We start from the raw sequence: 22,755 nt of genomic DNA on the forward strand, positions 1-22,755 counted from the left end.
AAATCACTGGGAAAGAGGCGATCGGTTAACCGACACTACCTTCAAGCGAGATGCCGATAAGCTTCTGGGCTTCGACGGCGAATTCCATCGGCAGTTCCTGAATGACTTCCTTCACGAAGCCATTGACGATGAGAGCGATTGCTTCCTCTTCCGGAATGCCGCGCTGCATCACATAGAACAGCTGGTCTTCCGAAATTTTGGAGGTGGTTGCCTCGTGTTCAAACTGCGCCGTGGCGTTTTTCGCCTCGATATACGGCACCGTATGCGCGCCACAATCGTTACCGATCAGGAGCGAGTCGCACTGGGTGAAGTTGCGGGCGTTTTCAGCCTTGCGATGGGCAGAAACCTGTCCGCGATAGGTGTTGTTCGACTTACCGGCCGAAATACCCTTTGAAATGATGCGGCTCGACGTGTTCTTGCCGAGGTGCAGCATCTTGGTGCCCGAGTCGATCTGCTGATGGCCATTCGAAACAGCGATCGAATAGAACTCGCCGCGCGAATTGTCGCCACGCAGAATGCAGGACGGGTATTTCCAGGTGATCGCAGAGCCGGTTTCAACCTGCGTCCACGAAATCTTGGAATTATCACCACGGCAATCGCCACGCTTCGTAACGAAGTTGTAGATGCCGCCCTTGCCGTCCTTGTCGCCAGGGAACCAGTTCTGGACCGTCGAATATTTGATTTCGGCGTTTTCGAGCGCAATCAGCTCAACGACAGCTGCGTGCAGCTGATTTTCATCGCGCTGCGGTGCGGTGCAACCTTCCAGATAGGAAACATACGCGCCTTCATCAGCGATGATGAGCGTACGTTCGAACTGGCCGGTGTTCTTTTCGTTGATGCGGAAATAGGTCGAAAGTTCCATCGGGCAGCGAACGCCCTTCGGAACGTAAACAAACGAACCATCCGTGAAGACAGCCGAATTCAGCGTCGCGTAATAGTTGTCCGAAACAGGAACCACAGAAGCCAGATACTTCTGCACCAGTTCGGGATGTTCGCGGATCGCTTCCGAAATCGAACAGAAGATTACGCCAGCTTTGGCGAGTTCTTCCTTGAAGGTCGTAACCACCGACACACTGTCGAACACGGCATCAACAGCAACGCGGCCGGACGCATAGACATTGTCGGAAGGATTGCCATCGATTTCGCTCGGCTCGCCCTGCTTGCGAACGCCAGCAAGGATTTCCTGCTCCCGCAGCGGAATGCCAAGCTTTTCGTAGGTCTTCAACAACTCCGGGTCAACTTCATCGAGCGACTTCGGGCCGGACTGGTTTTTCGGTGCCGCATAATAATATGCGTCCTGGAAATCGATCTTCGGATAATCGACGCGAGCCCATGTCGGCTCTTCCATGGTAAGCCAGCGTTCATAGGCTTTCAGACGCCATTCCAGCATCCATTCCGGCTCGTTCTTCTTGGCGGAAATGAAGCGAATGATATCTTCGTTCAGGCCCTTGGGGGCCTTCTCGGCTTCGATCGTCGTCTCGAAGCCATACTTGTACTGGTCCACGTCAAGGCCGCGAACCTGATCAATGGTCTCCTGCACTGCAGGCATTGGCGTTCTCCATCCTCGTCGGGGTCAAGGCCCGACAGTTGCAAACGTCAAGGTGATATGTCTTGAACAATACCGCCTCAATATAGTGTGCGTGGCCCTTCTTTAAAACCTCTCTAAACTGAATTTCAAGCACCGGGTTCAAATTTGCCCCTGAAAATGCCGATTAAAACGATCAACTTAATGAAACAGTCCGATGAAACGGCGATCGCAGACGACACATCCCGGCTTTGACGCCTTGATTTTCTTTGAAGAATTGGAATTTCCGGGCAGCCTATCAGAATCATGCCCGCCCTTGCCTTGTGCATGTAGGAACATAGATAGCCAAAGGAAAGGGAGGCCATAATGAACACCCAAAATTTGCAGGACTACGTAAAGTTTCTCGAACAACAGGTGAACGACGAGGGCCGCACCATCAATCAGCTGAAGTTTTTTCAGGACGCCCACGACAAGTTCAACATTTCAAATGCCAGCGCTTCCGACGATATCGCCGCTGATATCGCCAAGCGGGAAGAATTTAAAACGCGCTACGAGGGCTATATCGCCGCTGCAAAGCAGAAGCTCGGCCTCGATTTTTGAATCGCAATCACGCCTTCTTGGCGCGACGCTCGATAATTTTGCGGAACACGTCGAGAAACGCATCGACCTGATCGGGTGTGGCCGTTGGTTCAAGCGACACGCGGATCGCCCCGAGGCTGTCTCCATGTCCCATGGCCGACAGCACATGGCTGGGACCTACTTTCCCTGACGAGCAGGCTGAGCCTGCCGAAAGCGCAATCCCGCCGAGATCAAAAGCTATCTGTACGGTTTCCGCCTTTTGCTCCTCAAGGGAAAAGAAGGTCGTGTTCGGCAATCTGCCGACCGATTTGCCATAGATCACCGCATCCGGGGCGATCGCCTCCAAGCCGGCCTCCAGCCTGTCCCGTATCGCCGAGGACCAGCCCTCGCCGTCCAGTCGTGTCTTAGCGGTATCTGCCGCAGCACCGAAACCTGCGATCAGCGGCAGAGCTTCCGTTCCCGCTCTATGCCCCTTTTCCTGACCGCCGCCGCGAACAAGCGCGCGCGGCATCATGAGGTCGGAAATAGCGATAATCGCGCCGACACCTTTCGGGCCGCCAATCTTGTGCGAGGAAATTATGATATAATCACCACAATTATCTGAAATATCTAATTTAATGCGTCCTGCCGCCTGAACCGCGTCGACGATATAAATGCCGCCCGCAGCCTTCACGATAGTGGCAATTTCCGCGATCGGCTGGATGATGCCGGTCTCATTGTTGGCGGCCTGTATGGCCACGAGTGGCAGCCCCTGGCTTTTGTCATGACAGGCAAGCGCAGTTTTCAGGGCATCGAGTTGTACAATGCCATTTACATCAACCGGTAGAACGGTGACGTCCTGCGCTGCAAACTGCCCTCCGGACAGCATGCAAGGGTGTTCCGTATCACTCACGTAAAGATGTGACAGGCGGACCGGCGAACGTCCCATCATATAGTTGGGTGTCAGCAGCGTCGACGCGGCTTCCGTTGCCCCCGACGTAAAGATAACATGGTCTGGCCTGGCATTGACGAGCGCTGCAACGCTGCGGCGCGCCGCTTCTACGAGCGCGCGCGCGGCGCGGCCTTCACGATGCACGGAAGATGGATTGCCGGTAATGCCGAGCGCATTGATAACCGCTTCGCGTGCTTCATCAAGCAACGGAGCACTGGCATTATAATCCAGATAGAGCCTCTTGCCGCTCCCGTTCACCGTACCTATCTCCTAAACAAAATTCTGGAAGCGCAATTTTCTTGAATTTTCAATCAAGAAAAGCCTATTAAGCCCCCATAGGAACTGAAACTCGCTTTCAGTCTGTCGAAATTTCCAACCGGTTCTAGAAGCGGCGTTCTACGACGTCAAGTTTCGCCGCCCCAGTCCGGTCTTCCCGTTACGAGCGGAGTACACATGCCAGAAGTCATTTTCAACGGCCCTGCCGGACGCCTCGAAGGTCGCTATCAGCCTTCCAAAGAAAAGAATGCTCCAATCGCGCTTATCCTTCATCCACATCCGCAGTTCGGCGGAACGATGAACAACAAGATCGTCTACGACCTCTTCTACATGTTCCAGCAGCGCGGCTTCACCACGTTGCGCTTCAATTTCCGTGGCATTGGCCGCAGTCAGGGCGAATTCGATCATGGTGCGGGCGAGCTTTCGGACGCTGCAAGCGCACTCGACTGGGTGCAGGCGCTGCATCCGGATTCCAAGACGTGCTGGGTCGCCGGTTACTCATTCGGTTCATGGATCGGCATGCAGCTCCTGATGCGCCGTCCGGAAATCGAAGGCTTCATTTCGGTTGCGCCGCAGCCGAATACATATGATTTCGCCTTCCTCGCACCCTGCCCTTCGTCCGGTCTCATCATCCATGGCGATCAGGACAAGGTGGCGCCGCCGAAGGATGTGCAGGCTCTGGTCGACAAGCTGAAAACCCAGAAGGGTATCACGATCACCCAGACGACGATTCCGGGCGCGAACCACTTCTTCACCGGTCAGGGTGATGAGCTCATCGAGGATTGCGCCGAGTATCTGGATCGCCGCCTTGCAGGCGAACTGGTCGAAGCGCGTCCGAAGCGCCTGCGTTAAGCTTACAAGAAATTCAGCTGTCGTTTTCCAGATTTGCAGCGTCTCATCCGGCGGGTCTCCCGCCGGATTTTTTATGCGATGCTACCATCGCGATCCAATGATTCGTTTTCTCAAATCCATCTCATGAGCGTGACATGCCGGTTTATGCCATTCTTGCCATCGCCATAGTGTCCGAAGTCATCGGAACGCTTAGCCTCAAGGCATCAGAAGGCTTCACACGGCTTGGGCCGTCCTTGATCGTTGTCGTCGCTTACGGCCTGGCTTTCTATTTTCTTTCCATGACCTTGAAGAGCATTCCTGTCGGGATCGCCTATGCGGTCTGGTCCGGGATCGGCGTCACGCTCGTGGCCCTGATCGGCTGGCTGGTGTTCGGCCAGAAGCTCGACCTCGCGGCAGTGCTCGGCATGGGATTGATCATTGCTGGTGTCATTGTGCTCAATCTGTTTTCGAACACGGCACAACACTAGAGCGCGTTTCAATCTGATTGAATCAGATCTGCGCTCCAACTGTTTTTTGACGCGCATCTTATCCGAAAACCGTTTCACACTTTTCGGGGATGCGCTCAACGAGCAATGAAGCCAAATTACTGGTTCGCAACCCATCAATTCGGGAGTTTCCTTGTTATTGGCGGTTGATTGGTGCTAAAGGCGGACATATCACAGGGATGCAAGCAGCCGCTTGCGACCAGTTTCAACTTCGCCTTATCAGTCAGGGAAAAGGAATGTCCGGTTTCAAATCCGATTTTCTTCGCACGCTTTCCGAGCGTGGCTTCATTCATCAAATTTCCGATGAAAGTGGCCTCGACGAATTGTTGGCCAAGGAAACCGTGACGGCCTATATCGGCTTCGATCCTACGGCTCCAAGCCTTCATGCGGGCGGTCTGATCCAGATTATGATGCTGCACTGGCTCCAGCAGACCGGGCACAAGCCTGTTGCGCTGATGGGCGGCGGCACCGGCATGGTCGGCGATCCGTCCTTCAAGGACGAAGCCCGCAAGCTGATGACCGAAGATACGATTGCCGAGAACATTGCCGGCATCAAGCGCGTCTTCGCCAACTACCTCACCTTTGGTGACAGCGCGACCGATGCCCTGATGGTCAATAATGCCGACTGGCTGCGCAACATCAATTACCTGGAATTCCTGCGCGATGTGGGCCGTCATTTCTCCGTCAATCGCATGCTTTCGTTCGATTCGGTGAAGACGCGCCTCGATCGTGAGCAGTCGCTGTCATTCCTCGAATTCAACTACATGATCCTTCAGGCCTACGATTTCGTGGAACTGAGCAAACGCTACGATCTGCGTCTGCAGATGGGCGGTTCAGATCAGTGGGGCAATATCATCAACGGTATCGATCTCGGTCACCGTATGGGAACCCCACAGCTTTATGCCCTCACCTCGCCACTGCTGACGACAGCATCGGGCCAGAAGATGGGCAAGTCGCTTGGCGGCGCAATCTGGCTGAACGCTGAAATGCTGAGCGCATATGATTTCTGGCAGTACTGGCGCAACACGGAGGACGCCGATGTCGAGCGCTTCCTGAAGCTCTACACGACGCTTCCGCTGGACGAAATCGCCAAGCTGGCAGCGCTCGAAGGCGTCGAAATCAACGAAGCGAAGAAAATCCTCGCGACGGAAGTAACGGCCATGCTCCACGGTCGCGATGCGGCTGAGGAATCCGCAGAAACAGCGCGCAAGACTTTTGAGGATGGCGAACTGTCGGAAAATCTTCCGACAGTCGGCGTTCACAAGGCAACGCTGAACAGTGGCATCGGGGTTTTGGCGCTGATGGTTCTGGCCGAACTCTGCACAACTAATGGCGAAGCCCGCCGTCACGTTGAAGGTGGCGCCGTACGTATCAATGACGAACCAGTCAGCGATCCTCGCATGACCGTAGATGCTGGTGCACTGAACGATCAGGGCGTTATCAAGCTGTCTCTTGGCAAGAAACGGCATGTACTGATCCGCCCGGCATAAAACGGGCGACAACTGAACCAAAAAAGCCGGGCCTCGCGCCCGGTTTTTCTTATCAAAACTCAAAGATTGAGCGGAATATACCCGGCGCAATGACGGAGATTGGATTGACGATTACCTGCGGCTGCTTGGCGCTGCCAGTAAGCTTGTAAGTGATTCCGATCAAACCGCGATCGCGACCATTTCCGAGCAGCGCGCCAAAGATGGGTAGTTCGCCGAACAGCCGGTTGACACCATAGGCAGGCATGAATGTGCCGGTGATCGACATATTGCCCTGCTTGTCATAGAGCGTTCCCTGGAAGGTCGTACCGACGGTCGGACCGCGAACGACACCCTTGGACAGGTTCAGATAACCATTGCCCTTCTCAATCAACGAAAAACCGCGCTCGATATCAACACGCGAAACGTCGATATCCCGTTTTACGGCCTGATTGAGACTTGTGCCGCCGCTTGATGGCGAACTGGAAACGATTTTCGCTAGACGCGGTTCGTTGATGATCGCAAAATTGCGCGCATCGATCTGACCACGCAATGGGCCGTTGCCCTGTGCGGCGAGACCAACCGTGATCTTGCCACCGCGCATTTTGTCGTAGAAATCGAAGAAACGAAGAACCGCTCCTGCATCATTGGATTGCAGCGAAATGGAGCGCGCATCGCCCTGGTCATTGTTCGTTGCCACAAAGGATTCGCCAGACGACGTTACAGCATTGACCGATACGCCCGATACTTTGCTGCCCGCGCTCTCGTAGGAGACAGCGACATTGCTTAAAGCCTCACCGTTAAAGCCGCTGACTGCATCGATCTGAGCGCTCACGACCACGCGCGGATTATTGCTTTTACCGCCGCCGCTGCCCTTCTCGCCAAGGTCGGAAACTTGCTTGATCAGAGCCCGCGCATCGAACTGCGAACCACGCACATTAACCCGATAGCCGCCGCCGCTCTTGGTCGCTTTGACTGCAAGATTATCGTTTCGGTTCAGGCGTATCTCGCTGAAATTCGCCGATTGAAAATCGCCTTTCGCAATAAAAAGATCACCCTTCGCTCCAAAGGCATCGCCAGAGAAGACAAGATTATTGATGTCCATCTTGCTCTTGTCGTCCGCGCTCTGGACCAGATCGAAGGTTGCCTTCGCCGGTATGCCTGCCCCTTTGCGCCATCCGAGCCATGGCAGATCGATCTGCGTCTTGCCGAGATCGGCTGAAACATGGCGCTTGCCGCCATCATCCATCCCAAGATCAACAGACATGGGGCCGGAGAAGATGGAATTCAAACCGGGGAAAACTGCATCACGGGTCTTGTCGTCGATATCCAGCTTAACCTTCTGCTGGCGCTTGACCGGTCCCGAGCGATTGACGGGCTCGACCATGCTGATTTTTGCAGGAACACCATCCAGTTTTGCATCGGCAGTAATAATGGCCGCCGACTGATCTACTTTGATACTGCCTGTCGCATCACTCACGGACGATCCGGCTATCGGCTTCGAAATGTCGAGACCGGTGAAACCAATGTCAGCGTTCCAGCGAAGCGTGCCGGGCGGCGGATCCTTGGAAACGGCAAAGTTCACCTTGACGCGCGACTTCACATCACCGGTCACGTCGCCGGGCAGAAACGGCACATTCTTCAGAACGTCGATAGGCTTGTTTCCGGCAATTTCAGCGATCGCCGATGCCTCACCGGAAACACCGAGATCCAGTTCCGCGATAACCGGCCGTTGCGGCCCCCATGGAATGATGAGCGTGCCGTCCGACACGTCAACTTTACGATTGTTTGGCGTGTAGGCCACGCCTTTCAAAAGCTTGATGGTTGTATAGGCGCCACGAACCGATATCTCACCATCGGCATCGCGCACGGGCGGCAGTTCTCCAACGACATCAAAACGCGTATCGAAAACCTTGAAATCAGCCTTGATTTCGTCACCAGTCAGCGGTGGTGGCAGACCGGGCCCGTTGAAACGACCGCCTGCGAGCGAAATATCGATGCGGCTGTCTTTAAGAGTTCCGCCAAAGAGGTTTTTAAGCACCCATTCGCGTGCGCCATCCGCAACATCGATGGGCCATAGGTGCTTGGCGTCTGCAACCGGCATTTGGGGAATGCGCAGCAGGAAGATCATCTCCGGCGAACCGGCACCGAATCCCATGCTTCCCTGGCCAAAGAGTTGCCCGGTTTCCGTCTGTACGTCGAGATTGGCAAACTGGATGCGTTGCTGGTCGGCCATATAGCGCCCAGCTATCCGTGTTGCGAAGGATAGCGGCGGATCGGTCGATTCCGATGGCATACTCGTCGCCGCTGTAGTCAGAACCTCGAAGCGATATGTCGGACCGCCCGTATTGTTTTCAGCTTCCGGTTCCGGACCAAATGCCCCGTTGAACTGTGCCTGCATTCCGCCAAGCTGCAGCCGGGACGACTTGATCTCGATCTTGCGGCTTCCTACCGTATGCTCAAGATTAAGGCGAATACCACCACGCACGTCTTCAACCTTGCCGAGCTGCATATCTATGCCGTCGACAGCGAGTTCTGTTGCAAGGCGTTCCGGCCGGTCGCCATCGGCAGCCGATCCTGTCAAGGACAAGCGTGCCGATGCTTCCAGTTCGAAATGGGCCGGATTGACACGATTGCCATTTATGACGGGAGAAACTTCTGGCGGGGAACCCAATGAAACGGGAATATCGCGGACATTCAGCTCGAAGCCGGCGAGACTGTTGTCACCCGCATGCCGGTCGATCTTGCCACCCAGTGCAATTTTCTTGCCTTTCCAGATGACGCTGCCGGTGATGTCGATCTTCCCACCATTTTCGATGAGACGGGCCTGCTCGATGTCCAGAACCTGCTGTTCATCGCCGACCTTGAATGCAACGGTACTGTTGAAAATGCCTATGACATGCGTGTCTTGCGCACGCAAAAGCTCCAGACTGCGGCGCATGGCAGCGAAAAGCTCACCCGAAACCGCATCGAAATCGACAATGCCATGTTCGTCGTAAGGCAAAGACTTCCAGAATCCCGGACCTTTCGTTTCTGGCATTTCAAAGGAAACGCCATCCACCTCGAGCTGAGCAACACGTACCTTGCCCGTCAAAAGCGGTAACGGCGCCAGCCCCAGGCGCACAGATTTGATTCCGCTGATTTCAACGCCCTGCTTCGGATCAGCGATCGATACATCACGGGCTTCGAGCGCAACGTGACTATCCTGATCCAGCGATAGCGCAGCACTCCCGATGGAGGCGGACGCACCTTCACCGAGAATATGCGTCAGGCTTTTCTGTGCTTCGTCACGCAGAAGATTACTATCGACACCGCTGCGAAGGATAACAAAACCGGCACCGACTATGAGAACCAGAAGGATACAGATTGACAAAACCGCATGGGAACAGCGCGATAAAAAAGAACGGCTCGGACGTGCCGGGCCGGGCAAAAAGCCACCCTCGCCGTCAGCGGCGAGATGCTCGATTCTTTTCATGTCCCGCTTGCTGAAGCGGATCTTCTGCGGTTTCTCTGTCAACAACCCAGCCAGAAAAAGAGTGCCATTCCAAACGATCCTTCAGAGTTTACTTCATTAAGTGATCGTAATTATCTGTTTTATAATTGCTTCCTGTCCACGTCGCATACATACATAGGCAGCCTTGCGCCTTTCAACTGACATCGCGATGACGCCAGTATCAATGGTTGCACAAGCCCTGCCTGAATGCGATAGCTCAGACTGTAACAGGTGGTTTCCATCCTAATCCATAAAAGAAAGGCGCAGATATGGCTCATCCCCAAGTTGGCGATCCGGCACCCGATTTCACTCTGCCTTCGGATAATGGCGAAATCTCCCTGTCGTCTCTCAAAGGCAAGCCGGCTGTCATCTACTTCTATCCGAAAGACGACACGTCCGGCTGCACCAAGGAAGCGATTGCTTTCTCGCTGCTGAAGCCGGAGTTCGACAAGATCGGCGTTAGCGTCATCGGTCTTTCTCCCGATAGCGCGACGAAACATGCAAAATTTCGCAAGAAGCACGATCTGACCGTCGACCTTGCTGCTGATGAGAATCGTGTAGCGCTCGAAGCCTATGGCGTGTGGGTCGAAAAAAGCATGTATGGCCGCAAATATATGGGCGTGGAACGCACGACATTCCTGATCGATGCAGAAGGACGCATCGCTCAAGTCTGGAACAAAGTCAAAGTCGACGGCCATGCCGAGGCGGTTCTGGACGCCGCACGCGCGCTTTGAGCGATGATACGCAAGCCATCATACGAACAGACACTGCGCGGTAATGCCATCCGCGCCATATCCGCCAACGATCTCGACGAAAAGGTCAGGCTGACGCGAGATACCGCTGCTCGCTGGTTCGGTCGCACGCTGTCGGTTCGCAGCCCCCTCGATCCGCCTTTGCCTGAGCGTCCCGGACGCCCTGAAAAGCCGGAACTCGTGCCTCCCCGCATGTTGAAGAAGCGGTCGCTCAACACGGAACACGGGCGCATTGCGCTGATGCACGCGCTCGCCCATATCGAACTGAACGCCATCGATCTTGCGCTCGACATCGTTGCCCGTTTTGCGGCCAAACCAATACCGCGCAGTTTCTTCGATGGCTGGATGAAAGTCGCCGACGACGAAGCTCGGCATTTCACGCTGCTGCGTGATCGTCTCAAATCACTTGGCGCAGACTATGGCGATATGCCTGCCCACGATGGGCTTTGGCAGTCTGCTCACCAGACCCGCAACGATCTGGAGGCCCGTCTCGCTGTCGTGCCGCTCATACTCGAGGCGCGCGGGCTCGATGTCACACCGTCTCTACTTGAGAAGATGATCGAAACCGGCGACCACGAGACTGCAGCAATTCTCGACGTCATCTACAATGACGAGAAAACCCATGTCGCTGTTGGCGCTAAATGGTTTCGTTTCTTCTGCGCCCGAAACAAAATCGATCCGGCAGCGCGATTTCGCGAACTGGTTCGCGCCAATTTCCGTGGCGATCTCAAACCACCGTTCAATGAACTGGCGCGTGCCGAAGCTGGGCTGACGCCGTCTTTCTACCGCTCTTTATCACCGGTATCCATCTAGTCGTTTCCTTAAACTCTTCAGTAAAAACAAAACTGCTCGCATGGCCCGCGCAAGCCTCGAATGTAAAGGTCTGTTAACCCTAATAAGTTGTAATCAAACAAGGGAATCGAGAAGGGGCATGCGGCTGGCATGACTGGGAAGCAGGCAAAAACATCGACGAAAAAGGTGTTCGGAGAGTGCAAGGAACCGCCTGTCCTGATTATTGCGCGCGGCGAAAAGATCAGCCATTTCACATTTCGTCCATGGATGGCCGCTCTTGGAGGTGCTGCTTTTCTGGCGCTTTCGGCCGGATATTTGGGAGCAACTGCCTATCTGGTGCTTCGCGACGACCTGATGAGCGCCGGTATTGCGCGCCATGCCCGCAACCAGCAGCTCTATGAGGACCGCATTTCAGCCCTTCGCACCGAGGTTGATCGCATCACTAGCCGTCAAATGCTCGATCAGCAGGTGATGGAGAACAAGGTCGCCGAACTGATGCAGCGCCAGCAAACGCTGAATGCGCGCGACGGAAAACTCGCACCTCTGCTGGAACGAGCTTCGCAATTGCAGCCAATGCCGGAAATGCCGGCGGAAGGCGTGCCTGATCAGGAGCAGCATAGCCAGCTTATCCCCGATGAAGCGCTGGCAGGACGTGAGTCTCCAGGTATCGACCCGATCATCACCGGTCCCGTTCCAGGAAAGGCACCTGCAGGAAAACCTGATCGCCGCGCCGATGCCGACTCCATAGGACTGCGTCTTTCTGGCGGGCTTTCGGGCGAATCGACACTTGAGACTTCCGACAAGATATTGGCCACGATCACCCAGAACCTTCATCGCATCGAAAGCGAGCAGAATGGCACGGTGCGTGTTCTGGCTGACGCCGCCTATGAAAAGGCCGACAGCATCCTCGATACTTTGAACGCCGCCGGGCTACGTATCGAAACGCCTGCCAATGTGGCTGTTGCAATGGGCGGGCCGCTTATCCCGGTTTCATCGCCCGGTATAGTGGTCAATGATTTCGACATGCAATTGCGCAATCTCGACAGCGCGCTTGATCGGCTTGATCAGGTACGCAAACGCGTAAGCGCCCTGCCCCTGGCCAATCCGGCTCCGGGTAAGCCCGTTACCAGCCTGTTCGGCGTGCGCCGCGATCCATTTCTAGGTACGGCTGCGTTCCATTCCGGTATCGACTTTCGCGCAGCATACGGTCAGACGGTGAAGTCCACCGCAGCGGGCAAGGTTGTAAAGGCAGGTCGCTTTGGCGGTTATGGCAACATGGTCGAAATCGATCATGGTAATGGATTCTCGACCCGTTTTGCCCATCTGAGCCGCGTTCTGGTACGCGACGGTCAACAGGTTGCCGCCGGAGCGGTTGTCGGCGAGGCAGGAAGTTCCGGACGCTCCACCGGCAGTCATCTGCACTATGAAGTCCGCGAAAACGGCCGGGCGATCAATCCGGTCAATTTCCTTAAGGCAGGCAAACAGATAGAACCATTGCTCTGAACCTCTGAAACGAGAAAACCCGGCCAAAGGCCGGGTTTCGCTTTCTGCACGCATGTTTGCGAATGATCAGTCGATATCGTCGATCATTTCGCTACCACCCTGAATACGGTGGGCTAGTGCGGCTTCCATGAACGGCGTAACGGAGCCATCCAGCACTTCCTGCGGGTTGGTGCTTTCAACGCCGGTACGCAGATCCTTGACGAGCTGATAAGGCTGCAGGACGTAGGAGCGAATCTGGTGTCCCCAACCGATTTCGGTCTTGGTGGCATTCGCCGCATCCGTCGCAGCTTCGCGCTTTTTCAGTTCCTCTTCATAGAGGCGAGCGCGCAGCATCGACCATGCCTTTTCGCGGTTCTTGTGCTGTGAGCGCTCCGCCTGACACTGCACCACGATTCCGGTCGCAATATGCGTGATACGCACTGCCGAATCGGTGGTGTTGACGTGCTGGCCGCCCGCGCCCGAAGCGCGGTAGGTATCGATGCGAACATCCGCCTCCGTAACCTGCACATCGATATTGTCATCGATGACAGGATAAACCCAGATGCTGGCAAAGGACGTATGACGGCGGGCGTTGGAATCATAGGGCGAAATTCGCACCAGGCGATGGACGCCCGATTCGGTCTTCATCATGCCGTATGAATTGTGCCCCTTGATGAGAATGGTCGCGGACTTGATGCCCGCTTCTTCGCCTTCATGCACTTCCATCACTTCGACCTTGCGGCCGTTACGCTCGGCCCAGCGCGTATACATGCGCAGGAGCATCGACGCCCAGTCCTGGCTTTCCGTACCACCAGCACCGGCATGCACTTCGACATAGGTGTCGTTCGCGTCAGCTTCGCCCGACAACAGCATATCGATCTGGCGACGGTCGATCTCTTGCTTCAGTTCGCGGATGGTGTTTTCCGCATCCTGAATGATCGACTTGTCGTCCTCTTCTTCGCCCATGGCGATAAGTTCGATGCTGTCGTTCAGCGTCTGTGTCAGGTGGTTGATGCCATTGATGCTATCTTCCAGCTGCTGGCGCTCGCGCATCAGCTTTTGGGCTTCCTGAGCATCATTCCAAAGCGTGGGATCTTCGGCTCTCTGATTGAGATAGCCGAGACGTTTTATCGCCTGATCCCAGTCAAAGATGCCTCCTCAGCAGGCTTATGGCCTGCTGGATTTCGTCAACCAGCGTCTCGATTTCCGCGCGCATGGGCAAATCGTTCCTTCATTATCATTCTATTTAATTGAGAAGCTGAACCGGTCGTTACGAGGCCCAGACTTTCGGGCATGGACGAATAGCCCAAGCGCCGCGGACCATAGTCAGCACGCGGCGCGGTGTAAAGGGCAAAGCCCTGCTTTCCCGGTCAGTAAAGTCCGCCAGATCCCGAGTTGATCGCACGTGTTGCCTGCGGCGACTGTGGTGCAACCGGAGAACCTTCGCGGAAGGAATCCATGCCGATAACCGAATAGCTATCCGATGGACCCGTCCCCGGTTTGAACGCTTCCATGATTACATTCGGATCGCCCTGATTGGCGCGCATGCCGGTTTTGCGGTTGATAGCGATGACCGTCATGCCTTCCGGCACGCGGAAGTCGACTTTCGGCGTCCCGACCAGAGCCTGTTCCATGAACGACTTGAACACAGGCGCTGCCAGACCACCACCGGTATTGCCGCGACCGAGCGGCGTCGGCGTATCGTAACCCATGAAGACGCCGACTACGAGATCGGGCGTGAAGCCGACGAACCAGGCATCCTTTTCGTCGTTTGTCGTACCGGTCTTGCCAGCCATCGGACGGTCGAGGCTCTTCAAGATCTGCGCTGTACCGCGCTGAACGACGCCTTCCATCATCGAGGTGATCTGATAGGCGGTCATCGGATCAAGTACCTGATCGCGATTGTCGATCAGCGTCGGCTCATCCTGATTTGCCCAATCCTGTGCATTGCAGCCCTCGCACTGGCGGGCATCGTGCTTGAAGACCGTCTTGCCGTAGCGATCCTGAATGCGGTCGATCATCGACGGTGTTATGCTCTGGCCGCCATTCGCCATGATGGAATATGCGGTCACCATGCGCAGAACCGTCGTTTCGCCGGCACCAAGCGCCATCGAAAGAACCGGCAGCATCTTGTCGTAGATACCGAAGCGTTCGGCATATTCGGCTACAAGTTTCATGCCCATGTCCTGTGCAAGACGCACAGTCATGACGTTACGCGACTGTTCGATACCATAGCGCAGCGTAGAAGGACCGGAGAACTTGCCGGAATAATTCTTCGGCGCCCAGACGCCGAGCGTACCACCCTGATTGACTTCCAGCGGACCGTCCAGAACAACGGAAGCAGGCGTATAGCCATTGTCGAGAGCCGCAGCATAAACAAACGGCTTGAACGAAGAACCGGGCTGACGATAGGCCTGTGTTGCGCGGTTGAATTCCGATTCCGCATAGGAGAAACCGCCAACCATGGCCAGAACACGGCCGGTATGCGGGTCCATGGCAACGAGCGCACCTTCAAGTTTCGGCGGCTGCTGGAGACGAAAACGGGAATCACCTTCCTTGGAGACATAGACAATGTCTCCCGTCTTCAGAACGCCTTCCGGCGACTTGGCGCTGGTGCGCTTGCCACCGATATTCACGACACGCATGGCCCACTTCATATCGTCAGCAGCGATGAATGCGCGCTTGCGCTCCTTGCTGCGCGAGCCTGATGCCTCAAGCGGCGGCTGCAGACCGATATCTGCGCCAGCGGCAGAAACATTGAGCACGATCGCAAGCTGCCATTCCGGCACGTCCGCGTAGGACTGCATGTCACCGAATGCCGTGCCCCAGTCATTGCCGAGCTCGACATTCTTCATGGGGCCGCGCCAGCCGCGCGCTTCATCATAACGAAGCAATGCCGCCTGCAAGGACTTGCGAGCCTCGACTTGCAAGGTCGGGTTCAGCGTGGTGCGAACAGAAAGACCGCCTTCGTAAAGCGCATCGACACCGTATTTCTGGATGATCTGGCGGCGCACTTCCTCGGTGAAATACTCCGACGCAAACACATAATGGGCGTCTGAACGTTCCTTCACACCGAGTGGCTGCTTCTTGGCTTCCGTCGCTTCTTCGACGGTGATGTAGCCGTTTTCGCTCATCCGGTCGATCACCCAGTTGCGGCGTTCGATAGCACGCTCAGGCTGGCGGAAAGGATGGTAGTTGTTCGGACCTTTCGGCAGGGCTGCGAGATAAGCGCTCTCTGCGATGGAAAGTTCACCGACCGATTTGTCGAAATAGGTCAAAGCCGCGCTGGCAATACCGTAGGAACCAAGACCGAAGAAGATTTCGTTGAGATAGAGCTCGAGAATGCGGTCCTTCGAGTATGCCTGCTCAATGCGCATCGCCAGAATGGCTTCCTTGATCTTGCGATCATAGGTCTGCTTGGACGTCAGAAGAAAGTTCTTCGCAACCTGCTGCGTGATCGTGGATGCGCCAACCGGACGGCGACCAGAGCCCATATTCTTGACGTTCGTTATCATGGCACGGGCGAGACCCGCAAAATCGAGACCATGATGTTCGTAGAAGGTCTTGTCTTCAGCCGAAACAAAAGCGGCTTTCACGCGGTTCGGCACAGCCTGAATGGGAACATAAAGACGGCGCTCGCGCGCGAATTCCGACATCAGACTACCATCTGAGGCGTGAACACGCGTCATGACGGGCGGCTCGTATTTTGCGAGCACCTCGTAATCTGGCAAATCCTTCGTGAGACTTCCGACGTAAAGGGCGGCGCCACCTGCCACGAGGAGCATAAGCACCGTTCCGATCCCGAAGAAATATCCGATAAGCCTTACCATAAATGCGGAATCCTGCCTTCAGATTATTCACATGATAAGGGTCAAAGCACGAACAGCCAACCCTTTAACCCAATTATGCCGTATGGCAACTACTGGCTTAGTGACCAGCAAATGAGTCAAAGGCAAGATGGTTTACGTGTTTTTACCAATTTATCGCGGTCACTTTCGTCCGCATGACGAAAATCCACAAAACTGTTGCAAGCATGCATCTTATAAGCTGAAGTGCATGTAACTCCAAGTGGGATATCTCCACTTTTCAGGTCCCTACCTTTTGCTCACGCTTGCGGGATGCTTCAAGGCTTCAAAAGCCCTGATCGCAATCGCCAGCCGGTCTGCAAGCTTCTTGCGCCATTCAGGATTGCTGATCAGTTTTTCGTCCTCGGCATTGGACAAATATCCGATTTCGATCAAGACGGACGGTACATCCGGCGCACGCAGCACCTGAAAACCGGCAAAGCGATGCGGATTATTGATGAGATTCACTTGTCCTTGCAGCGAATGAATCACCTTCTCGGCAAAACTCAGCGAGAATGTATGCGTTTCGCGTCTCGTCAGATCGAGAAGAATGTCGGTGACCTCAGGCTGCTCCTCAGGTGCCGCACCTGCAAGGGTGTCGGACTTGTTCTCACGCTCAGCCATGGCGCGCGCAACGGAGTCCGATGCCTTGTCGGAAATTGTGTAGACCGTCGCACCGCGAATATCATGCTGATTGATCGTATCGGCATGGATGGAAATGAACAAATCCGCTTCGTGCTGGCGCGCAATTCGCACGCGTTCTGAAAGTCGCAAGAAGGTGTCGTCATCACGCGTCATGAGAACTTTTATTTTCTTGTCCTGCGCCAGACGATCTCTGAGCTCCTGTCCGAAAGCGAGGGTCAGGTCTTTTTCCTTGATGCCGCTCAGGCTTTCCGCACCGCTATCGATACCGCCGTGACCGGGATCAATCATAACGGTAAACGGACGCGTGGCGGGCGTACTCTGGGATGCGGCTTGAACAGGCTTTTCACTGCGATCCGTGGAACTTGTTATTTCCTCGAGCCCCTTAAGCTGATCTGCAAACTCGCGATCCGAAGTCGCAACGATATCGGCCACAAGGCGATAGCCCGATGCACTGTCATTTTTCAGAACACGGAGATCCTCGACCTTGAACGGACCGCGTAATGTCAGGATGAGGCGTGAACGCCCCTTCCCCACCAGCCCGTAACGAACACGGGATACCAGTCCTCGGGCTTCGAGACTTTTTTCATCAAAACCAAACCGCGTCTCAGGCAGGTCGACAACCAGACGATGTGGATTATCCAGAAGCAGGGTCGACAGCTTTGGCTCCTGATCGAACATGACAACAATGCGCGTTCGCAGATCGTCGCCGGCCATCCGGAAAGTCAGTGCTGATAATGGAGACGTCACGCGATCGGCAGCGGAAACAGATACAGCCTGCAACAGCAAAATCGACAAGAGAGCGAACAACGCCAGAAGGCATCGCAAACTCGCCAATCGTGTCATAGCGTTTTCAGCGCTTCGAAAATGCATCGGCTGCCACAATCAAGAACATCATTGAATGACTGGTATCAATAATCGCGATACCGGCACGCTTGCCCCTGCACCATCTCGCCCGAATACCCATTAAAACACTCGTACAAAACTACAGTTAAGGAAGGATTTCCAGCCGTATTTCGACCTTGAACAGGGCCTATACTCAGCTTTCGGCGAAATTGCGATGCGAATGTCAAATAATATTCGCACTTGTCATCGTTCAAACGACGCCATAAAAGCTATGAAAGGTTTTGGGTGAACTATCAGAATCGTTTGCCGGTTCTCAAAATGAACCGCAAGGAATGATAGTGAAAACAGCGGCATATTCATTCGTCGCCCCCGACAACCAGTACAGAATTCAGCGGAGATGTGGCTCCCCCGCCCTCCGTTTCTATCGGCCGACTGCGCATCTTTACGCGCTGTCGCCAACGCTCGAAAAGAGCACAGAGGTCGGCCCGGCTTTTCCGGGTCATATATGAGGTCGTTTCGTTCGGAACAGCTATGGGTCAAGCAAGACTGACCACTGCAAGCCTGAAGACCGTGATCGCCACGAGGCCGTCGCGCGCGGAGGCAGCAGCTTTTTTTCCGACGAACCCAGAACCATCCGGCAGATGCAACGCAGTGAGCACGACAGCCATCAGGGTTTCGTCCGGCGCACGCGTTTTGCGTCTTGGCGCCGGCAGGAAAGACAATGATGTCCAACAAAATGCTTATAGATGCCTCCCACCCGGAGGAGACCCGGGTTATCGTCACTCGGGGCAACAAGATTGAAGAATTCGACTTTGAGTCGGAACACAAGAAGCAGCTGAAAGGCAATATCTACCTCGCACGCGTTACCCGCGTCGAACCTTCGCTTCAAGCTGCGTTCGTGGAATATGGCGGCAATCGCCATGGCTTCCTCGCATTCTCGGAAATCCACCCTGACTACTACCAGATCCCGGTAGCAGATCGTCTTGCGTTGCTCGAAGCGGAAGCTAAGGCCGCACGCGCCGAAGACGATGAGGACGAACCGCGCGCCAAGAGTGAACGAAGCGAGCGCAGCGACCGGAACGATCGTTCGCGCCGCAACCGTCGTCGCGGTCGTCGTGACGGTCAGAATGGTGACGCACAGGCCAATGCAACCGACAAGGGATTGCCTGCAGCCGAGCCCGTTGGCCCGGCTTTTGAGAATTACGTGCCCGGCACACCGACCATGGCTCTTTCGCAGAAAAGCGATGTGATCTCCGAAGCTCTCGATAACGGCGACGAGGACGACATCGAACACGAAGAGGACATGGTCGAATCTGTTGGTTCGGAAGATGCACTTGAGGAGCTTCCGACGCCTGCCCGTACCAATCGCCGCCAGTACAACATTCAGGAAGTGATCAAGCGTCGCCAGATTCTTCTGGTGCAGGTGGTCAAGGAAGAGCGCGGCAACAAGGGCGCTGCTCTTACGACCTATCTGTCGCTGGCCGGTCGTTATTCGGTGCTGATGCCCAACACCGCGCGCGGTGGCGGTATTTCGCGCAAGATCACCCAACCGCAGGATCGCAAGCGCCTGAAGGAAATCGTCAAGGAACTCGAAGTGCCGCAGGGCATGGGCGTGATCCTGCGTACCGCTGGCGCCAATCGCACCAAGGCGGAAGTCAAGCGCGACTACGAATATCTGATGCGCCTTTGGGAAAATGTCCGCACGCTGACCTTGCAGTCAACGGCACCTTCCCTCGTCTATGAAGAAGGCAGCCTGATCAAGCGCTCGATCCGCGACCTTTATAACAAGGACATCACGGAAATCCTCGTTTCCGGCGAGAACGGCTATCGCGAGGCCAAGGACTTCATGCGCATGCTCATGCCGAGCCATGCCAAGGTGGTCCAGCCTTATCGTGAACAAGTGCCGATTTTCACACGCAACGGCGTCGAAGCCCAGCTCGACCGCATGCTGCTGCCGCAGGTGACGCTGAAATCGGGCGGCTATCTGATCATCAACCAGACCGAGGCGCTGGTTGCCATCGATGTCAACTCCGGTCGCTCGACGCGCGAACATTCCATCGAAGACACCGCGCTCCAGACCAATCTGGAAGCAGCCGAGGAAGTGGCGCGCCAGCTGCGTCTGCGCGATCTTGCCGGTCTGATCGTCGTCGACTTCATCGACATGGAAGAAAAGCGCAACAATCGCGCTGTCGAAAAGAAGATGAAGGATTGCCTGAAGGACGACCGCGCCCGCATTCAGGTTGGCCGCATCTCGCATTTCGGCCTACTGGAAATGTCGCGCCAGCGTATCCGCGCATCGGTGCTGGAAAGCACGATGCAGGTGTGCCAGCATTGCGGCGGCACCGGCCATGTCCGCTCGGATTCGTCGATGGCGCTGCATATCATTCGCGGCATCGAAGATTATCTGCTGCGTCATTCGGGCTTTGACATCAATGTTCGCACGCCAGCGGCTTCGGCGCTTTATGTGCTGAACCACAAGCGTCAGTTGCTGGCGGATCTGGAAGGCCGCTTCGGCGTTGCCATCAGCATCGACGCCGACGAAAGCGTCGGCCATCAGCATTTCGTTATCGACAAGGGCGCGCCGTCGACACGGCCTATCACCCAGCCTCCGGTTCAGCCGATGGCCTATATCGAAGACGATATCGAAGACCCGGAAATCCCGGTCGATGAGGACGAAGCCGAAGAAGAAGCGACGGCTGACGTTCAGGCTCGCGAAGATCGTGGTGACGAAGGTGATCGCAAGCGTCGCCGCCGTCGTCGTCGTCGCGGCGGTCGTGATCGCGAGAACCCGGAACAGGCTGCAAAGACCGATTCCGTTTCGGAAGATGCCTCCGACGAAGACGATGACGCCGATGACGCGCAGGAATCATCTTCGAATGCTTCGCTGAGCGAAGAAGATCGCCGCAAGAAGCGTCGCCGCGGTCGCCGGGGCGGACGCAAGAATCGTCGCGACGATGAACCGCGTGCACGCAAGGTTCCAGATCCGGAGTTCGTCGGTTACACGCCGGTTCTGCCGGTTAAAGCCGAGGAAGCTGTTGTCGAAGCAGTTGCATCGGTAGCGGTGGAACAGGCAGCTGAAGTTGCTGTTCTGGCTATTGAAACTATAGCCGAGGAAAAGCCTGCCAAGATTGCCCGCAAGCCCCGCGCTCGCAAGTCTGCGAAGACTGAAGAAGCGGCTGAGGACGTCGTAGCTGCTGTGGCAGAGGAAAAGCCTGCCAAGCCTGCGCGCAAGACCCGTAGCCGCAAGAAGGTTGCCGAAGAAGCTCCTGCTGAACCGGTAGCGGTCGCCGATGAGGCAGAAGCAGAAGCGGAGAAGCCAAAGCGGCGTACCCGCAGAGCTGCTGCGAAACCAGCTGTCGAAGTCGAAGAGACGGTAGCGGTCGAAGCAGAAGTAGCAACGATTGCCGAACCGCAGAAAAGCGCTGAGCCCGTTGTGACTTCAAGCGAGAGCGAAGACCAGAAGCCGAAGCGTGCTGGCTGGTGGCAGAAGAAGGGCTTCTTCTGAGATCTGTTTCATGATTGAAATGAAAAAACCGGCGGAAACGCCGGTTTTTCTTTATCTTTCGATATTGGTAAATGGTTGGAAGAAACCGGAACCGGCTCAGGCTTTCTGTTGTGGCAGCCAGCCTTCAAGGCGACGAACAGCCTCTTCCATTTCTTCGATCTTGCCAGCATAGGAAAATCGCATTGTGCGATGCCCATCCAGCGGGTCGAAATCGCGTCCCGGTGTTGCTGCGATATTGATTTCGGCAATCATCCGGCGAGCAAATTCCATACTGTCATTGGTGAAACGCGAAACGTCGCAATAGGCATAGAATGCGCCATCCATCGGCGCAGCCAGGCTGAGACCCATGCGTGGAAGATGATCCCGCAGGATCAGCCGGTTCTGACGATAGCGATCCTTTACCCGCTCAAGTTCCGCCGTTGCATGGAAGGCTTCGATAGCAGCGCGCTGTGAAAGCTCCGGTGCGGAGATATAAAGGCTCTGGCTCAGTCGCTCGATTGCACGGATATCGTCTTCGGGCAGAACCATCCAGCCAATACGCCAGCCGGTCATGCAGTAGTATTTGGAGAATGAGTTGATGACCGTCACATCATTGGAAATCTCCAACGCCGTGACATCGTCCGTTTCATAGGAAAGCCGATGATAGATTTCGTCTGAAATGACCCGGATACCCAGATCACGGGCAGTTTCAATGATCGCTTTCAGTTCCGGCTTGTCGATGACCGCGCCGGTCGGATTGGCCGGGCTTGCAAACAATACCCCTTTCAAGGGCTTCTCGGCATGTGCCGCAGCAAGCGCTTCAGCAGTCAGTGACGCCGATGTTCCATTGCCGGTCGGTATTTCCACGACCTCAAGGCCTAGCGCCGTCAATATATTGCGATAGGCGGGGTAGCCGGGACGGGTAATAGCAACCCTGTCGCCCGGATCGAAATAAACCACAAAGGCCAGATTGAAGGCAGCAGACGAGCCAGTCGTGACGGCAACACGTTCCGGTGAGACCGAAACACCGTAATGATCGGCATAATGCGCAGCAATGGCCTCTCTCAGTTCAATCAGCCCCAGAGCGTCAGTGTAACCGATGCGACCGTCCTTCAAGGCACGTTCAGCGGCTTCTCGAACGACCACCGGTGCCGGATCAGCAGGCTGGCCTACCGCCATGGAAATAATCGGATGCCCGGCTGCGCGACGACGGTTTGCCTCAGCCAAAACGTCCATAGCGTGAAAGGGCTCGACCGCACTGCGGCTGGAAAGAGTAACCAACTTTACCTCCAGAAACTTGCGAGT

The 22,755-nt window shown here is 55.5% G+C and carries 16 protein-coding genes; 8 read left to right on the top strand and 8 right to left on the bottom strand.

Annotation, left to right across the window (positions count from 1 at the left end):
* Positions 1-25 precede the first annotated feature (25 nt).
* Entirely contained in the window at positions 26-1,549 is a 1,524-nt protein-coding gene (gene sufB, locus AAE521_RS04055; protein WP_006466708.1) for a Fe-S cluster assembly protein SufB, read from the bottom strand.
* Between the two features lie 342 nt (positions 1,550-1,891).
* On the opposite strand from sufB, the gene AAE521_RS04060 reads away from it, so the two are divergent.
* Positions 1,892-2,125, top strand: coding sequence for a hypothetical protein (locus tag AAE521_RS04060; RefSeq protein WP_029924926.1), 234 nt, complete (start codon positions 1,892-1,894; stop codon positions 2,123-2,125).
* Between the two features lie 7 nt (positions 2,126-2,132).
* Here the strand turns inward: AAE521_RS04060 and AAE521_RS04065 are convergent, their stop codons facing one another.
* Complete coding sequence (locus tag AAE521_RS04065) at positions 2,133-3,293, bottom strand: cysteine desulfurase family protein (RefSeq protein ID WP_342060540.1); 1,161 nt, start codon at positions 3,291-3,293, stop codon at positions 2,133-2,135.
* 195 nt (positions 3,294-3,488) lie between these two features.
* Here AAE521_RS04065 and AAE521_RS04070 point away from each other — a divergent pair, with 195 nt between their 5' ends.
* The 3 genes from AAE521_RS04070 to tyrS all read left to right on the top strand — a co-directional run bounded on the left by AAE521_RS04070 (position 3,489) and on the right by tyrS (position 6,138).
* Positions 3,489-4,163 carry an alpha/beta hydrolase gene (locus AAE521_RS04070; protein ID WP_010661280.1) on the top strand — a complete coding sequence of 225 codons (675 nt, stop codon included), beginning with the start codon at positions 3,489-3,491 and terminating at the stop codon, positions 4,161-4,163.
* Between the two features lie 134 nt (positions 4,164-4,297).
* Positions 4,298-4,630: a DMT family transporter gene (locus tag AAE521_RS04075; protein WP_010661279.1), complete on the top strand. Its 333-nt coding sequence runs from the start codon at positions 4,298-4,300 to the stop codon at positions 4,628-4,630.
* A 254-nt stretch (positions 4,631-4,884) separates the two neighbouring features.
* Positions 4,885-6,138 (top strand): tyrosine--tRNA ligase, encoded by a 1,254-nt coding sequence (gene tyrS, locus AAE521_RS04080; protein WP_010661278.1) that lies wholly within the window; start codon positions 4,885-4,887, stop codon positions 6,136-6,138.
* Positions 6,139-6,190: 52 nt separating this feature from the next.
* Here tyrS and AAE521_RS04085 read toward each other — a convergent pair whose 3' ends face one another.
* Complete coding sequence (locus AAE521_RS04085) at positions 6,191-9,589, bottom strand: RNA-binding protein (protein ID WP_342060541.1); 3,399 nt, start codon at positions 9,587-9,589, stop codon at positions 6,191-6,193.
* A gap of 287 nt (positions 9,590-9,876) precedes the next feature.
* On the opposite strand from AAE521_RS04085, the gene AAE521_RS04090 reads away from it, so the two are divergent.
* From AAE521_RS04090 to AAE521_RS04100, 3 genes are all read left to right on the top strand, one after another.
* Positions 9,877-10,341 (top strand): peroxiredoxin, encoded by a 465-nt coding sequence (locus AAE521_RS04090; RefSeq protein WP_071633051.1) that lies wholly within the window; start codon positions 9,877-9,879, stop codon positions 10,339-10,341.
* A gap of 3 nt (positions 10,342-10,344) precedes the next feature.
* Positions 10,345-11,172, top strand: coding sequence for a ferritin-like domain-containing protein (locus AAE521_RS04095; RefSeq protein ID WP_071633052.1), 828 nt, complete (start codon positions 10,345-10,347; stop codon positions 11,170-11,172).
* Between the two features lie 129 nt (positions 11,173-11,301).
* Positions 11,302-12,654: a M23 family metallopeptidase gene (locus AAE521_RS04100; RefSeq protein ID WP_342060542.1), complete on the top strand. Its 1,353-nt coding sequence runs from the start codon at positions 11,302-11,304 to the stop codon at positions 12,652-12,654.
* 66 nt (positions 12,655-12,720) lie between these two features.
* Here the strand turns inward: AAE521_RS04100 and prfB are convergent.
* The 4 genes from prfB to AAE521_RS04120 form a co-directional block, all read right to left on the bottom strand.
* A protein-coding gene (prfB, locus tag AAE521_RS04105; protein ID WP_143132814.1) for a peptide chain release factor 2 occupies positions 12,721-13,849 on the bottom strand; the annotation gives its coding sequence in 2 pieces (ribosomal slippage) (positions 12,721-13,779 and positions 13,781-13,849; 1,128 coding nt in all).
* Positions 13,850-14,003: 154 nt separating this feature from the next.
* Positions 14,004-16,463: a penicillin-binding protein 1A gene (locus AAE521_RS04110; protein ID WP_342060543.1), complete on the bottom strand. Its 2,460-nt coding sequence runs from the start codon at positions 16,461-16,463 to the stop codon at positions 14,004-14,006.
* A gap of 264 nt (positions 16,464-16,727) precedes the next feature.
* The gene (locus AAE521_RS04115; protein ID WP_374864436.1) at positions 16,728-17,993 is read right to left on the bottom strand and encodes an N-acetylmuramoyl-L-alanine amidase; all 1,266 of its coding nucleotides are present in this window, start codon (positions 17,991-17,993) and stop codon (positions 16,728-16,730) included.
* Positions 17,994-18,502: 509 nt separating this feature from the next.
* Positions 18,503-18,688, bottom strand: a complete 186-nt coding sequence (locus AAE521_RS04120) for a hypothetical protein (protein WP_342060545.1) — start codon at positions 18,686-18,688, stop codon at positions 18,503-18,505.
* A gap of 2 nt (positions 18,689-18,690) precedes the next feature.
* Here AAE521_RS04120 and AAE521_RS04125 point away from each other — a divergent pair, with 2 nt between their 5' ends.
* Positions 18,691-21,471, top strand: a complete 2,781-nt coding sequence (locus AAE521_RS04125; protein WP_342060592.1) for an Rne/Rng family ribonuclease — start codon at positions 18,691-18,693, stop codon at positions 21,469-21,471.
* A 96-nt stretch (positions 21,472-21,567) separates the two neighbouring features.
* On the opposite strand, the gene AAE521_RS04130 is transcribed toward AAE521_RS04125, so the two are convergent.
* Positions 21,568-22,731, bottom strand: coding sequence for a pyridoxal phosphate-dependent aminotransferase (locus AAE521_RS04130; protein ID WP_342060546.1), 1,164 nt, complete (start codon positions 22,729-22,731; stop codon positions 21,568-21,570).
* Between the last annotated feature and the right edge of the window lie 24 nt (positions 22,732-22,755).

Origin of the sequence: Brucella cytisi (assembly GCF_038433355.1) — a bacterium.
Taxonomy (GTDB): Bacteria; Pseudomonadota; Alphaproteobacteria; order Rhizobiales; family Rhizobiaceae; genus Brucella; species Brucella cytisi.

What these genes read in the sequence shown, in the direction of transcription:
- AAE521_RS04100 (WP_342060542.1), top strand. Translation starts at nt 11,302, where the DNA reads ATGACTGGGAAGCAGGCAAAAACATCGACGAAAAAGGTGTTCGGAGAG.
- AAE521_RS04095 (WP_071633052.1), top strand. Translation starts at nt 10,345, where the DNA reads ATGATACGCAAGCCATCATACGAACAGACACTGCGCGGTAATGCCATC.
- AAE521_RS04110 (WP_342060543.1), bottom strand. Translation starts at nt 16,463, where the DNA reads ATGGTAAGGCTTATCGGATATTTCTTCGGGATCGGAACGGTGCTTATG.
- AAE521_RS04090 (WP_071633051.1), top strand. Translation starts at nt 9,877, where the DNA reads ATGGCTCATCCCCAAGTTGGCGATCCGGCACCCGATTTCACTCTGCCT.
- tyrS (WP_010661278.1), top strand. Translation starts at nt 4,885, where the DNA reads ATGTCCGGTTTCAAATCCGATTTTCTTCGCACGCTTTCCGAGCGTGGC.
- AAE521_RS04125 (WP_342060592.1), top strand. Translation starts at nt 18,691, where the DNA reads ATGTCCAACAAAATGCTTATAGATGCCTCCCACCCGGAGGAGACCCGG.
- AAE521_RS04070 (WP_010661280.1), top strand. Translation starts at nt 3,489, where the DNA reads ATGCCAGAAGTCATTTTCAACGGCCCTGCCGGACGCCTCGAAGGTCGC.
- sufB (WP_006466708.1), bottom strand. Translation starts at nt 1,549, where the DNA reads ATGCCTGCAGTGCAGGAGACCATTGATCAGGTTCGCGGCCTTGACGTG.
- AAE521_RS04075 (WP_010661279.1), top strand. Translation starts at nt 4,298, where the DNA reads ATGCCGGTTTATGCCATTCTTGCCATCGCCATAGTGTCCGAAGTCATC.
- AAE521_RS04085 (WP_342060541.1), bottom strand. Translation starts at nt 9,589, where the DNA reads ATGAAAAGAATCGAGCATCTCGCCGCTGACGGCGAGGGTGGCTTTTTG.
- AAE521_RS04060 (WP_029924926.1), top strand. Translation starts at nt 1,892, where the DNA reads ATGAACACCCAAAATTTGCAGGACTACGTAAAGTTTCTCGAACAACAG.
- AAE521_RS04115 (WP_374864436.1), bottom strand. Translation starts at nt 17,993, where the DNA reads ATGCATTTTCGAAGCGCTGAAAACGCTATGACACGATTGGCGAGTTTG.